Source organism: Acinetobacter sp. FY683, assembly GCF_059515885.1.
In genome coordinates this window covers 1-14,354 of record NZ_JCAKNA010000045.1, presented here as the reverse complement: position 1 = coordinate 14,354, position 14,354 = coordinate 1, and the positions used below count along the sequence as shown (strand labels likewise).

The following is a 14,354-nucleotide window of genomic DNA, read 5'->3' as shown; positions in this document are numbered from 1 at the left end:
GGAATGTTGGAATGTTGGAATGTTGGAATGTTGGAATGTTGGAATGTTGGAATGTTGGAATGTTGGAATGTTGGAATGTTGGAATGTTGGAATGTAAATTATGCGATGATTAATTCAACTATTAAAATAATAATGTTATATTTTATTCACTTATAAGAAATCAAAATTTAAAAATTATGTCTACACCTGTTTGGATTTGTTTATATATTTTCATTAGCTTAACTTGTAAATGGATTCTTTCATGGGGTGGCGCAGATGCAATTAAGGGATGGAAAAGTATCTTTTTCTTTAATGGCAACCCTGAAGCCTGGAATACCGAACAATTACGTGCAATGGCTTTATTTACATGGATAGGATTCACCATTCTTTTTATAATTGGATTAATTTTTCCCGAGTATCGATTTTATAAGTTGTATACGTAGATAAATTAGGTTTTGCATAAGGGGGGTTATGGTAAATCCATAAAAAATAAGACCTCATGTGAGATCCTATTTTTTTATTCGATATCTTGCTTAGAAATTGTACTTCCATCCTATATTACCTTGATAAGATTCATTATTATGACTACCTGTGGTATACGAGGCATTTAACCAAACTTGACTGTTTTTAGTCGTATTTCCTTCAACACCTACTTTAAACTCTCCTTGGCTTTTTGAACCTTCATTTTCATAACGAATACCATCAATTACAACAGAGTAAGGATTGGTATTGTGAATATAGTTCAAAGCAATATATGGACGGTAGCTTGTTAATGTATTTCCATTGGTTGGAATATTTAAATAGGTTTTAACACCCATACGTGCTTGTACATTATCTTTCCCATGATAAACATCAACACCTTGCGCATCTTTGAAATTATGAGCGTGTACACCTTGATAAATCACTTGGCTTTGGGGTTGTACCCACCAATTTTTCTTCCCATTTTTATTAATGAGATAATCACCACCCACCTCAATGGATGCTGTTACACCAGATGAATTGTATTTATATTGGTTTTGGTCTGGTGTATCGATTTTATTATTGAATTTATTCCAAAGTACCCATGAATCAATATAAGCACCACGTTTTTCAACTGGGTGAGCATACCAAGTACCGTATAGACCCAAGCTATAACCATCGATTTTTGTTTTTGATTCACGGTCAGTGACATTTGAACGTGTTTTACCATCATAATAAGCAAAACCAGTCATAGCACCTAAGTTATATTGATCTTCTTCACCTAGAGTAACTAGGCCTGTACCGATTTGAGTGACAAAGCTATTCCCCGTCGTTTTTAATTGACTCTCCATCGTTTTGAATTGGTTGTGCCCACCAGAGGCACGAACCCAAACCTTCCCTAAATCTTTATTATTCTTACCTAGGTTTTGATATTGGCTTGCACCTTCTCTATCTTCTAAACGAGATGTAAAAAGGGTATTCCCCATGGTCTCTGTTGCTAAGTATTCACCAACATCAGGGGTGTAAACAGGTTCATCTGTATCAATACCTCCATCATTTCGATGGCTTTTCAAATACCAATCTGCATTATTTTGAAATAAGCCATAGTCATAAGCACCAGCACTAACATACCCGCCATTGGCGATAAAAAATGCGTGAGAGGTTGAAGCTCCCGTTTCGATAACTTGAATACCATTAACGGTTTGTGCACCATTTCCTTTCAGATTATTTATCCGTACTTCCGTACTTCCAGAGGCATTTCCTGAAATTATAAATTTATCTGTTTGGGAACTATCATCATCTAAATCAGTATTTAAAAATAATATGCCATTTTGACCAACGTAATCTCCAGTGATCGATAAAATAGAAGGTGTTAATTTTTCTTTTATTTTTATATTTCCAGTATTAGTTGTATGACCATCCAAAAACGTATTACCATTACTAATATAGTCACCATTTATTTTAATAGCATCAGGACTTTGTGATGCTGCTGTCCAAGTTGCACCATCACTTAAAGTTAAACTACTATTTTTAGATATTGTGATATTGGCAACTTGTGCCGAAAAAGTATTTGTATGAATAAAATGTGTTGGCGTTTCTAGATTACCAATAATAATTGATGACTTAGCCCCTCCCGTAATATCCCCATTAACAATTGGCTGATTACTTTTAGAAAGATTTGAACTTAATAAATTCAATGTATTTGTTCCTAAAAGTACATTTCCCTGTAAAGTTCCAAAATTATTAAGTCCATTCGTTATAAGCCCATCTTTTGTATCAACTGAAGAATTAACTCCATCAATACTTCCCCAGTTATTAAATAAATCAATAGTTCCCTCATTGTAAAGGCCATTTCCACCTCCTTGAATTGTTCCTGTATTATTAAACAAACTCAAATGAGATAATAATGTTACAGTAGATTTGTAATCTATAGCGCTAGTCCCTCCGAACCCAATACTATCAAAAGTCTTAGATGTTAAATGAACTCCATCTGCTTTTGATGAAATAATAGAACCGCTATTTTTAATAGAGCTATAGCTATCAGGATCTAGTACAGTATTTGCAAAAGTTGCATTGAGACCATGTGTATCTGATTTAATATTTCCGCTATTTATGATTTCAGCTCTTTTCGCTACAGTTATGCCAATAGAGATAGCTCCATTAAAACTTGAACCTTGAGTATGATTATCTGAACCACTCTGTTCAATCAACCCAGTATTATTAATTAAATATGTATTATTTTCTGAATATTTATATTGATCCTCACCCAATAAATAATACCCAATAGCCCTTGGAACAGTTTGATAATTAACTACACTAATTGTATTTGCTCCATTTGAACTTAATGTTCCATTATTTATTATTTCAACATCAATAGGCATATCACCAAAATCAATACCAATTGCAGCTGGATTTGCTTGACTTGATGAACTACCAACTTTTTCTAAATTTTCAACAATACCATGATTAATTATATTTACTTTTAATAGGTTGTTAATGTTATAAATAGGATCTCTTGGCCTCGCTGTCCAAGCTTGTTCGGCAGTTGTTTGTCCATCATTATTTCCTTCATTATAATTCCTATAATATCCTCCTCTTACATATAGAATTCCACGTGCTAATCCTGAATTTTCAAGAGCAGTTAATGTAACACCCGAGTCGACGGTAATACCAATAGTACCATTTAGCTCATTTCCTGAATTAGTCCATCTTTCAACGATAGATGTATCTCTAGATATATTAGGATTATTAGTCCCAACCTTATATCCATTCTCCCCACCGTGCCCAACATCAACAGATGTACTAGATGAACAGGTTATATACGAATTTTGCAAGTAAGCACTACTACTATTCCCACTATTTGCCGTGATTGGATTTTGTGATCCAGATTGATTTTGGGCAGTACAAGCTTGAGAAAAAGCCGATGTAGATAGTACCACGCCACTTGTAACAATTAATATCTGCAAGATTACTGTACTTGCAGTAGAGTTTTTATAATTTCTTTTACTTTTAGAATAAGATTTAGTGTTTTCAGAAACAACTGAAATCTGTCCTGTTGTCTTATTAATGATCGTCTTATAGATATGATTCATTGAGCTTCCTCTTGGTGGTTTGTTCGTGTTGTAATGTTTTATAAAAGCTATTGCTTATTATTTAATCTTTAGTTGATTGTTTTGTATATGCTTGTTGTTTGTGGGTATGTTGTTGTTGTTTATTTGTTCTGTAATTCAAATACATTTTATAAAATTAACACAAAAAGTTTTATTCCTTTTAAATCAACAGCATAGATTGAAGTAAAAAACCTCTGTTTACCATCAGTTGTTTTACTGGATTTTTCATGTTCCACGCTTGCTTATTAATTAATGTTCCATAAAATTATCAATTTCAATTCAACAAAAAAGGAAGCATTAGCTTCCTTTTTTACATCTCTAAAAAATCTTAGATACCATACTTAACGCGGTAATCTTCCATTTTCGCTAAAGCCTCTTTCTCACCTTTCGCGTCTAAATAATCCATCAAATCTTTCATGGTAATTAATGCATGAACAGGAATTTCTAATTCTTTTTGAACTTCCTGAATTGCAGACAAATCACCCTGACCTTTTTCTTGACGGTCAAGCGCAACCAAAACACCCGCAATTTGCGCGCCTGCATTTTTCAAAATAGTTACTACTTCACGAATAGCCGTACCCGCAGTAATCACATCATCAATAATCCAAACTTTTTTACCTTCAACAGAAGCACCTACTAAAACACCACCTTCACCGTGATCTTTCGCTTCTTTACGGTTAAAGCCCCATGGCACACTCACACCATGATTTTGTGACAAAGCCACAGCAGTTGCAGCAACAAATGGAATACCCTTATAAGCAGGCCCAAAAATTACATCAACATTTTCACATTGTGTTAATTTATCTGCATAGCCAGAAGCCAATACAGTTAAAGCTTCACCGTCATTGAGTAAACCTGCATTGAAAAAATAAGGACTCACACGACCCGATTTTAAAGTAAACTCACCAAATTTAAGCACACCACGTGATAATGCAAGTTCGATAAAAGCTTGAGGGTTAAACTGAGCTGGCGATGTCATGAGGTGCTCCAAAATTCATAAAGAAAGGTAAGACTTGCGCATGATACCAAAGAGTAGCTATCCAAGTGATCAAAAAATTTTACGAGTAGTGTCAATAAACGTAAACGGATTACGTGCGGCTGAGAAAAAAGGCATTTTCAATTGGATGGCAACATCCGATGCCGACGTGATTTGCATGCAAGAATCACGTATTACTCATGAACAATGGACAGACAAATTTAAACCTGAAGGATGGTACACCCACCTTTTCCCTGCGGAAAAATCAGGCTATGCAGGCACAGCAATTTACAGTCGCCTACCTTTTGTATCTGTAACAGATGGTTTAGGCTTTGAACTTGCAGATTTGCAAGGTCGCTTTATTTCTGCCGAATTTGATCTTGGCTTAGAAAAAACTGCACATATTTGCTCTTTATACCTTCCGTCGGGTTCTTCGGGCGATGAAGCACAAGCACGTAAAGATCACTTTTTAGATGAATACAAAAAAATTCTAAAACAATGGCGAGATGAAAATAAATCCATCATTGTTTGTGGTGACTACAACATCGTACATAAACGTATTGATATTAAAAATTGGTCGGGTAACCAAAAAGCTTCGGGTTGTTTACCACATGAACGTGCTTGGCTCGATCATATTTATGATGACTTAGGTTATGTTGATACTTTCCGTGAAGTACGTAAAGAAGCTGAGGTTTATTCTTGGTGGTCTAATCGCGGGCAAGCACGTGCAAAAAATGTAGGTTGGCGTATCGACTACCAAGCTTGTTCACCAGATTGGAAAGAGCGTACTGTAAATGCTTGGGTATATAAAGAAGAATGGTTTAGTGACCATGCTCCTGTCATTATCGATTACAAACTTTAATCTGAATACCCTATTATTCAGTGAACAAGTGTTTACTCAATAATATTCTATTTCCTACACAACATGACGCCTAAACGCATTTATCTCCTACACCAAAAAGTCCATTATAGTCGCACGGCACAGGGATATTGTCAGGATGACAGCAAAAGGATTGGAAGCCGTAGGATGAAGTAGGAACAGCAGATGTTGTTCTCAAGGATGTGACATTGGACGTTGTAATGAGACCCGCATAATCAGGATGATACAATGCGGGTTTTCTCTTTTCTAAATACTGTTTTTTATTTTTCTGTTTTTATTTCTTTATTTTCTACTTCTACACGACATATTTTCAATTATTTTTATGACAACAATATGAAAAATTTGTGTCAGTTGTATGAAAGATATCAATTCGCAAATCACATAGAGCTTTACCCTATTTTCAGCTAATCTATAAGAAATTTATATTTAGATTAAGGCGAAGTTATGCTTAAAATTTATGGCATTAAAAATTGTAATTCAATGAAAAAAGCATTTGATTTATTGACAGAGCTTGGCTTGACTTATGAATTTCACGATTATAAAAAACAAGGGGTCGATGCAGGCACCGTAAAAACTTGGCTTGCTGAAATTGGACAAGATTTAGTGCTTAATAAAAAAGGGACAACTTGGAAAAAACTAACGGAAGAAGAGCAACAACATGCTCTTGCAAGTGAAGCGAACCTAATTGAAACATTAACAACACATACCAGCATGATTAAACGTCCAATTATCGCAACTGGCAGTGGCTACATAGTCGGTTTCGATGAACCCGCAATTCGCAATTTGAAATAAAACAAAGATGATAAAAAAAAGCCTGACTGATGTCAGGCTTTTTTATTTGGGCATAACTTTAGATTAGTTTGCACGAATCCAAGTTTGGTTACGACCTAATGCAGCAATACCGATATAACCACGAAGCTCAAGTCGTTTACCGCCATCAGCAAGTTTGCCCTTTAAGCTATAAGATTTATCATTTTTAGGATCAAAAATCGTACCGTTGTCATAGTTTACACCACCAACATTTTTAAGATTTTGTACAATTGTTACACCTTTAAGTGATTTATTTTTATACTTACCTTCACATTTCACACAAGCGTTTTCTTCGCCTGCAACTAAAATGCTTTGAATAGATGCAGACAATGTACCATTACTATGCTCAGTAAACTTTACCAACGCTTTTGGTTGTTTTGTCTTATCATCAATTGTTTTCCAAACTGTGCCGTTTAACGGGTCAGCAGCATGCGCCAAGCCTGCAAGACTCAACATACCTAATACCATTGCTATTTTTTTCATTTTTTCATATCCCTGATGAGTTTAAATTCGGTCTAAGTATCGAAAAATCACATAGATAAAGCAATTTTTGAATGTGACCATTTAGTGTAACTTTGTAATTTATATTATTAAAATTAATAAAAAGTGCCTAAATAATAATCAATATAAATTATATATGGACATTTCTCCAATATAGAAACAATTATTAACAGAGCAATTTTCTAAACACCCCTCAAAATGCCCCATATTTAACTTAAAATCATATCCTAAGTAGATTTAACTAACTATATATCTCAACAATATCAAAAACTTAAGTATAAAAAAGAAGACTCTTGCCTTCTTTGCTAAATTTAGTACTGAGATTGATAAGGTTCTAAATAATTAACCCAGGCTTCTTCTGCTAAAGCACCTTCTATCCATAATTTAACAGCAGGATGCTTCAACACATTTTGCATATAAATTTGTGTGCTCTCACTAACAGGTAAAGCATAAGTATTTAGGCGAGTCACAATAGGTGCATAAAATGCATCTGCTATCGAAAACTCCCCACATAAAAAACCATCGATATTCGGACGCTCTGACCAAATCTGTTCAATACGTGCAACATCAGCCTGCAAAGCTTCCGACTCTTGCCAAAGTTCAGCACCTTTTTTAGCCAAATTAGCTCGAATGTTCATACCACATAAGTTACGAATATTAGGAAAACCACTATGCATTTCTGCTGTGATACAACGTGCTCTGGAGCGTAATTTCAGATCTAAAGGCCATAAATTTTTCTCTGCATATTGCTCAGCTAAATATTCACAAATAGCTAAAGAGTCCCAAACCAATACATCAGCTTGTAACAATGCAGGTACTTTTCCATTTGGATTTACTGCCAAAACATCTTGCTTGAATGTGCCAGTATTTCGCTCTTTTGGAAAAGGAATCATCACTTCTTCAAACGGAATATTGAAAGCTTTAAGTACTAACCACGGACGCATAGACCAACTCGAATAATTCTTGTTGGCTATATAAAGTTGCATCATGGCTAATCTCCTAAATGATGTTTAAATTTTTCAATTTGACCAAGCAACTCTTGTTCAGAAAAAGCACCCGTTAAACGTAAACTACGAATTTCTTGTTGCTTAGAATTTAAGAATAGATATGTTGGAGGTCCTAAAATATCTCGCTCATTCAATAAGGCTTGATGACCTGCATCGTACTGGCTTAAATCAAGCTTTATTAAATAAAAATCTTTCAGTGATTGCTGAACTTGTGGTGATTTTAAAACACGATGTTCAATTGGCTGACAAGCCACACACCAATCGGCATACACATCAATAATAATGCCCTGATTTTTAGGTGCTTGTGACAGAATTTGATGAAACTCTGAAGCAGTATGAGCAACGTGCCAAACAATTGTTGAAGAGGCGCTTGTATTCGTATCAAAAAATCTTTGACTCTGTTGATATTGACTATAAACCACATAAGGTACTGTCAAAATTAAAATGGCGATATAAATCCATTTCCAATACGTCTTATTCCACATAATACGAAAGAGCACATAAGCAACAAAGCTAAGACCTAGTATTAAACTCAAACATTGAAACCACATTTCAGACAAAAGTGGGCGTATAAAATACAAAGCTAAAGCTAGCATAATAAATGCAAAAATAACTTTGATTTGATTCATCCACATGCCTACTTTGGGCAAAAACTTAGAACCCAAAATACTTGCGATTAAAAGCGGAGTTCCCATGCCAAAACCAAGCGTAAAGAGCAGTAATGCTCCATGCCATTGACTTTGTGTTTGAGAAATAAAGAGTAAGGCACCTGCCAAAGGTGCTGTCATACAAGGCCCCACCAACAGTGCTGAAATAGCACCCATTACTATTGCACCCACAAGGCTTCCACCTTGTTGCATAGCTTGTGCCCGATCAAGCTTATTTATGACAGCCCGTGGCAATTTCAGTTCAAAGGCGCCAAATAAATTCAGGGCAAATACAACAAATAACAAGCTAAAAGCAATCAGCGTTGAAGGCTGTTGTAACCATCTTTGGAAATTTAACCCTGCCGATGATGCGATTAATCCTAAAATGGCATACACCATTGCCATGCTGCACACAAAGACCAACGCAATCATCCATGCTTTTAATCCTTTACTATTTCGAACAATCAGCGAGGTTAAAATAGGAATCATGGGTAAAGAACAAGGCGTAAATGCCAACAAAACGCCTAAACCAAAAAACAGTAGCAACCCATAAACAAGTGAGCTGTCTGCAAGCTTTTCCGACCACATTTGATCTTTAGCAAATTCATGATCATTTAAAGCTTTTTGCGAAGATGTTTTTGTGTCTGTTCGCACATTTATCGCTTCATTTTTTTGTGTTGATGCGGCTAAATCTAAAAAGCTTTTTGAGGGTGCAGCTTGATTTTTAAGTGCAACCAAACCATCAATATCTGTTTCAAATTCTATTTGTTGTGGTGGATAACAAATTCGATCTTTGGCACAACCCTGCCATGTTACCTGATATTTTTGAGAGGCTTCTACAGGAATATTAAAGTGTACTTGTTGATAATAAACTTGAGTTTCCCCATAGTTTTCATCATATAAAGATTGAGCTTTAGGTAGGTTTAATTGAAGTGTTTTTGAATTATTTTTAACTTCAAATTTATGCTGATAAAGATAATAATTTTTAGGAATTTCCCAATTTAATTGAGCTTGTTTTGCATCTATAGACTCAACTGAAAATGAAAAAGCATCTTCTGCCGAACGTAAGGAAGTTTGTGCAAACAAAGTGGTTGAGAGAAGTACAAATATTCCACTCAACATCCACTTTACAATTATACTCAAACTTAACTTATTTTCTCGAAGATGCTTTATCATAAATTTTTCAAATTAGAATAGGTAAGAAACACCAAATCCTGCTTGATAACTTTTATCTTGACCATTCAAGTCTAAGCCAATCATTGCATCGACTTGGGCACGTTCACTAATGGCATAAATTACACCTGAACCTAAATTATATTCAACATCTTTACCTTCTTGCTTACGATAAACCAACTCAGAAAAACCTGACCAGTTACCCGCAATTAGATATTCAAGCGTTGGAACCGCAGTTACAGCCCACTTACTGTCTTGAACTTCATAAATCATAGAGATCGATGTTGTTAGCAGATCGTTATAATCATAAGCAACAACTGAACCTAAGCTATAAATATCTTTATCATTGGTAAATTCAGCATTACCTGTTGCAATAACTGCTTGTGCTAAAACAGCCATCGACATTTTATCATCGTTTAGATCGATTGCTTTTTTCAAACCAATACTAACGTCACCTAAACCATGTTTAGATTCTTTTGTTTTATCTAATTTAGATTGCGTCCATTGTGGACCACCCCAACCTAATTGTAATTCTAGCCCATCAGCCAAACCTGTACGTAATAATACATCTGCACTATAGGTCGACTTTTTTAGCTTACCCTCTTCTGTTTGTTCTTCAGAATAGCTATAGCTAGGTAAAGATTGCTCCCAAGCAAGCTTACCTACAGGTGTAATACCTACACCAATCCCAGAGCCTGCATGGTCAAATGAAAATTCAGCAGCAACTGCATTTGCACTCAAACCCGCCAATAAAGTAAACCCTAAAGTTTTTAATGCTGACATAATTTTTATCTCAAGTAATTAAACCAATTCTTTTGTCATTTTTGCGCCATAAGAGCGTAAAAGTTCTAAAGTCTGTTTTTCTTCGTCCAATGCTTCAGACCAATTAATTTCATCGAAATCACAATCGAAAAATAAATCGCTAATAGAAGATAAGATTGTTAAACCTTCTTCATCTTTTGTATTTGGATTTACTTTTTCTTCTAATAAACGCTTTACAGCAGGCACACAAGCAGAACTAGCTGCATCCCAAAGTGGACCATACACTTCTTCTGAATCCCACAAGTGTAAATTTACTTTGGCTTGAATAAGTGCTTCTAAAATCTCTAAATGTACCGCTAAGTTAGCTTGTTTTTGTTCTGCGCTAAGAGATGCTCCAGCTTCATGAGCTTCACAAATCACTTCCCACCATTTAAACAAACCATCAGACCATACAGAAATTGCAGGACCTTTTTCACCATCAATAAAGTTTGGATCGAGACCATCTGCTAAAAGGCTTTTCACTTGTGCAAGGTTTGATTCTTCTAATGCTTGCACCAAGAGTTGTTGTTGCGCTGTTAACATAGAGAAAGCTCTCATTCATTTAATTTATCTGTATTATGCAGAATATTTACTCATTTGTTGAAAATAAATATAGGTAGATTATTTTTATTCTACAAATGACCATAAAAAAAGCCCCAATGGGGCTTTTTTTAGACTAAATATTTAAAATTTTAGTCATCTAAATTTTCATCAACGATACCGTCATCAGCATCAACAAATGCAGGTTGAGCACCACGCGGTTTCTCATTTTTTTCAAAGGTGTGTTCAAGGCTTCGTTTTAATCGATCAATTGCACCATGTATTGCAGTATCAATATTATGACCTTTATGGCTCACAACCACTGGTTTTAGACCTGCAGGACGTGCTTCGATCATACATTTAATATCAGCTTCGCCACCTTTAGGGCCATTTTCATCACTTAGATGAACTGAAAAATGTGTGATTTTTTCGCTATGACGTTGGAATTCTTGATGTAGCTCTTCACGCACATAAGTAATAAGTCTGTCACTATTTTGAATGTTTTTGTCTGTACGTAGTTCAATATTCATATAATTCCATCCTCTTCTTTCTTTGTATCTTTTTCTTGCACAAAATTTATTATTTTGGCACGTTGATAACCTAATGCTTTAAGCAATACGAGAACATCTTCAATCTATTTTGGATACATCCTCCACATTGAATGATGAACACTAATGAGGCCTGCAGAACCGTGTCCTTATACTTTGAATATCGGGCCTAACTCGAAATATTGCAAGTGATATTTGCAAAAAGAGTAAAAGAATAATATTTCATAACAATGCTTTCTTTTAAATAAACAAATAACTGACTTTTTAGGCGAAATTAGAATTCGACAGACCTAAAATCATCAGATACCGAGATTTTTTTTAACACCATAACAAAGTGGTTATTTTTAAACCATTCGATAAAAATCATATAGTTTTTTTAAATTGTTTCTTTTTAGTCAATTAGATATTTATATCATTATATTTCTTTAGGAATCAAAACTTTTACAGTTTTACTTTTATAACAAAAGATAAATTCTCTTATTTCGCGGTTACCAATCATCTTTTTTGACTTTATTTTTACTTAATTATCTGTATTCTTTACGGGTTTTCTTGGGGAAGATAAACTTTCATGAAATTTAATCAAATCGTAGCTGCTACTGTTCTTGCAACTACTGCGGCATTTACTCAAGCAGCTCCTGTTTGGCAAGACTTTAGCCTTACTGGTTTGTATGGCGAAAACTATGCACACCCTGTAAATGGTAAAGACAACAACCAACAAACAACGATTACTGCAGAATATGCAGCAAAGTTAACTTATGGTGATTTCTTTGCTTTTGCAGACCGTGCACATAATGACTTTGAAAATAGTATTTATTTCGAGATTTCACCACGTTTAAGCCTTGGTGCTGTAACAGGTAAAAAACTTGAGCTTGGTCCAATTAAAGATGTGTTAATTGCAACAACTTGGGAAGGCAACAGTTCAAATGCTTCAGGTACTGACTTTAACAACTATCTTTACGGTATTGGTTTTGACTTAGAAATTCCTTACTTCCAATATGCTCAATTGAACTTCTACAGAGCTGATAATGACTTAAATGCAAGTGACTATCAAATGACCTTCATTTATGGCGTTCCGTTTAAAGTAGGTGCTGAAGACTTCCTTGTAGATGGTTTCCTTGACTGGTCAACTGGAGAAAAAGATCATGCAAGTGAACTGAACTGGACAACACAGTGGAAATGGAATGTTGGTAAACACATTTCTCCAGATACACGTTTATACCTAGGTGTTGAACATTCTATATGGAACAACAAATACGGTATTAAAGGCTTAGATCAACATGACGTAAGTGCTTTAATTAAGTACCACTTCTAATTAATTTGAAGTCTAAAAAGCAAGGCAATCGCCTTGCTTTTTTTATGCCTGAAGGTGCATGATTCAAATTATAGCTCTCATACTTTTTTGATGTTTATGTCTTATATTATTCGTCCTGCTACAGAACAAGATTTACCAGAAATTTTAAATATTTATAATGCTGAAATCCTTAATGGTTTGGCAACATGGAATGAACAGCCATACGATCTCACACATTTTCAGACATGGCTTAAACAGCTAGAACAACAAAATTTTCCAGTCTTTGTTGTAGAAGATTGCATTCTAAATAAAATTGCAGGCTATGCAGACTACGCATCTTTTAGAAATTTTTCTGGCTATAAATACAGCGTCGAACATTCTGTTTATGTTTCACCTGATTATGCAAAACAAGGGCTAGGAAAACGTTTGATGTCTCAACTTATTGAGCATGCAAAACTCAATAATATGCATGTCATGATTGCTGGTATAGATCATGACAATATTGCTTCAATTGAGCTCCATAAAAAACTAGGCTTTGTCCAGACAGGTTACATGCCTCAAGTCGGGCAAAAATTTGGGAAATGGCGTGATTTGGTCTTAATGCAACTCATGTTAAAAAGTGAATAAAACTCAATAAAAAAGCGCAGATAATGCGCTTTTTTATTTTGGGAAAAATTAAGAAATTACGATGTATTCTTCATCGGAAGCGGAGCTTGCAAACTCTTCCATGCGTGTAATTAAGCCATTTTCAAAAGTATAAATTTGCACCCATTTTTGTGCCAAAACACTAGGGTCTGTTGACATTTGCTGTGCAAAAAAAATAGCGAGAAAGTAAAATTTAATCGCCAAACCAAATCTACTCCTCGCTATGCCTCGTACAATGTTGACTGATCAACACTGGTCTAAGTTAGAAACTATTTTCCGTAATTTTCGTATTTATCTCAAACAAAATCTTCGTAATTTTATTGAAGCTATTCTTTATAGAATCCGTACAGGTTGCCCATGGCGGGATTTACCCGCCACTTTTGGAAAGCCAAACTCCATATTCAAGAAATTTTCTAGATGGTCGAAAGATAATAAGCTATTAAAAATATTTAAGTTAATTTCATCTGATGCTGACCTAGAGTGGATATTTATTGATGCTAGTCATGTGAGAGCTCATCAACATGCTACAGGAATTAAAAATCAGGCTATTTCAAAAAGTATCGGTGGAAACAGTTCTAAAATTCATTTGGCTGTTGATGCTCATGGGAACCCTGTTCAGTTTCTAATAGAGGATGGCACGACCCACGATGTAAAAGTGGCACCTAAATTAGTTGATAGCCTCTACCTAAACGAGACAGAAACTCTATGTGCAGATAAGGGTTATGACTCTGAATCCTTGAGAGAACAGATAGAAAATACGGGTACTCAAGCCAATATTCCTAAGAAATCCAATACACTATCAAATCATGATCATATGGATTGGTATTTATATAAAATCAGGCATTTAGTTGAGAATGCCTTTGCTAGATTAAAGCACTTTAGAGGCATTGCCACACGCTATGATAAGCTAAAGCAAAGCTATGAAAATTCTGTTGCCTTAGCTTGCATCTTTATTTGGTTACCATTATGAAATGTCAACAGCCCCTA

At 35.0% G+C, this 14,354-nt stretch carries 15 protein-coding genes; 6 read left to right on the top strand and 9 right to left on the bottom strand.

Annotation, left to right across the window (positions count from 1 at the left end; translation table 11 throughout):
- Positions 1–176: 176 nt before the first annotated feature.
- Entirely contained in the window at positions 177–422 is a 246-nt protein-coding gene (locus tag AC5YDH_RS14330) for a hypothetical protein (RefSeq protein ID WP_496119668.1), read from the top strand.
- A 90-nt stretch (positions 423–512) separates the two neighbouring features.
- Here AC5YDH_RS14330 and AC5YDH_RS14325 read toward each other — a convergent pair whose 3' ends face one another.
- Together AC5YDH_RS14325 and pyrE are read right to left on the bottom strand one after the other, a co-directional pair.
- Positions 513–3,530 (bottom strand): autotransporter outer membrane beta-barrel domain-containing protein, encoded by a 3,018-nt coding sequence (locus tag AC5YDH_RS14325; RefSeq protein ID WP_496120461.1) that lies wholly within the window; start codon positions 3,528–3,530, stop codon positions 513–515.
- Positions 3,531–3,876: 346 nt separating this feature from the next.
- Positions 3,877–4,527 carry an orotate phosphoribosyltransferase gene (pyrE, locus tag AC5YDH_RS14320; protein ID WP_496120459.1) on the bottom strand — a complete coding sequence of 217 codons (651 nt, stop codon included), beginning with the start codon at positions 4,525–4,527 and terminating at the stop codon, positions 3,877–3,879.
- Positions 4,528–4,567: 40 nt separating this feature from the next.
- Here pyrE and AC5YDH_RS14315 point away from each other — a divergent pair, with 40 nt between their 5' ends.
- Positions 4,568–5,386 carry an exodeoxyribonuclease III gene (locus tag AC5YDH_RS14315; protein ID WP_496120457.1) on the top strand — a complete coding sequence of 273 codons (819 nt, stop codon included), beginning with the start codon at positions 4,568–4,570 and terminating at the stop codon, positions 5,384–5,386.
- Between the two features lie 462 nt (positions 5,387–5,848).
- The gene (locus AC5YDH_RS14310; RefSeq protein WP_496120455.1) at positions 5,849–6,196 is read left to right on the top strand and encodes a Spx/MgsR family RNA polymerase-binding regulatory protein; all 348 of its coding nucleotides are present in this window, start codon (positions 5,849–5,851) and stop codon (positions 6,194–6,196) included.
- Positions 6,197–6,259: 63 nt separating this feature from the next.
- Here the strand turns inward: AC5YDH_RS14310 and AC5YDH_RS14305 are convergent, their stop codons facing one another.
- The 6 genes from AC5YDH_RS14305 to AC5YDH_RS14280 form a co-directional block, all read right to left on the bottom strand.
- A complete protein-coding gene (locus AC5YDH_RS14305; protein ID WP_496120454.1) occupies positions 6,260–6,697 on the bottom strand; it encodes a DUF2147 domain-containing protein in 438 nt (145 codons plus the stop codon).
- Positions 6,698–7,026: 329 nt separating this feature from the next.
- Positions 7,027–7,704, bottom strand: a complete 678-nt coding sequence (locus tag AC5YDH_RS14300; protein WP_496120452.1) for a glutathione S-transferase family protein — start codon at positions 7,702–7,704, stop codon at positions 7,027–7,029.
- Between the two features lie 2 nt (positions 7,705–7,706).
- Positions 7,707–9,491 (bottom strand): protein-disulfide reductase DsbD, encoded by a 1,785-nt coding sequence (dsbD, locus tag AC5YDH_RS14295; protein WP_496120463.1) that lies wholly within the window; start codon positions 9,489–9,491, stop codon positions 7,707–7,709.
- A gap of 66 nt (positions 9,492–9,557) precedes the next feature.
- Positions 9,558–10,325 carry a transporter gene (locus AC5YDH_RS14290; RefSeq protein WP_496120450.1) on the bottom strand — a complete coding sequence of 256 codons (768 nt, stop codon included), beginning with the start codon at positions 10,323–10,325 and terminating at the stop codon, positions 9,558–9,560.
- Positions 10,326–10,343: 18 nt separating this feature from the next.
- Positions 10,344–10,886, bottom strand: a complete 543-nt coding sequence (locus tag AC5YDH_RS14285; protein WP_496120448.1) for an ankyrin repeat domain-containing protein — start codon at positions 10,884–10,886, stop codon at positions 10,344–10,346.
- Positions 10,887–11,035: 149 nt separating this feature from the next.
- Complete coding sequence (locus AC5YDH_RS14280; RefSeq protein WP_496120446.1) at positions 11,036–11,413, bottom strand: HPF/RaiA family ribosome-associated protein; 378 nt, start codon at positions 11,411–11,413, stop codon at positions 11,036–11,038.
- A gap of 586 nt (positions 11,414–11,999) precedes the next feature.
- On the opposite strand from AC5YDH_RS14280, the gene AC5YDH_RS14275 reads away from it, so the two are divergent.
- Entirely contained in the window at positions 12,000–12,743 is a 744-nt protein-coding gene (locus tag AC5YDH_RS14275) for an outer membrane protein OmpK (RefSeq protein ID WP_496120444.1), read from the top strand.
- A gap of 96 nt (positions 12,744–12,839) precedes the next feature.
- Positions 12,840–13,349 (top strand): GNAT family N-acetyltransferase, encoded by a 510-nt coding sequence (locus tag AC5YDH_RS14270; RefSeq protein ID WP_496120442.1) that lies wholly within the window; start codon positions 12,840–12,842, stop codon positions 13,347–13,349.
- Between the two features lie 48 nt (positions 13,350–13,397).
- On the opposite strand, the gene AC5YDH_RS14265 is transcribed toward AC5YDH_RS14270, so the two are convergent.
- Positions 13,398–13,571, bottom strand: a complete 174-nt coding sequence (locus AC5YDH_RS14265) for a hypothetical protein (RefSeq protein WP_496120440.1) — start codon at positions 13,569–13,571, stop codon at positions 13,398–13,400.
- 19 nt (positions 13,572–13,590) lie between these two features.
- Here AC5YDH_RS14265 and AC5YDH_RS14260 point away from each other — a divergent pair, with 19 nt between their 5' ends.
- Positions 13,591–14,337, top strand: coding sequence for an IS5 family transposase (locus AC5YDH_RS14260; RefSeq protein ID WP_496116939.1), 747 nt, complete (start codon positions 13,591–13,593; stop codon positions 14,335–14,337).
- Positions 14,338–14,354 lie beyond the last annotated feature (17 nt).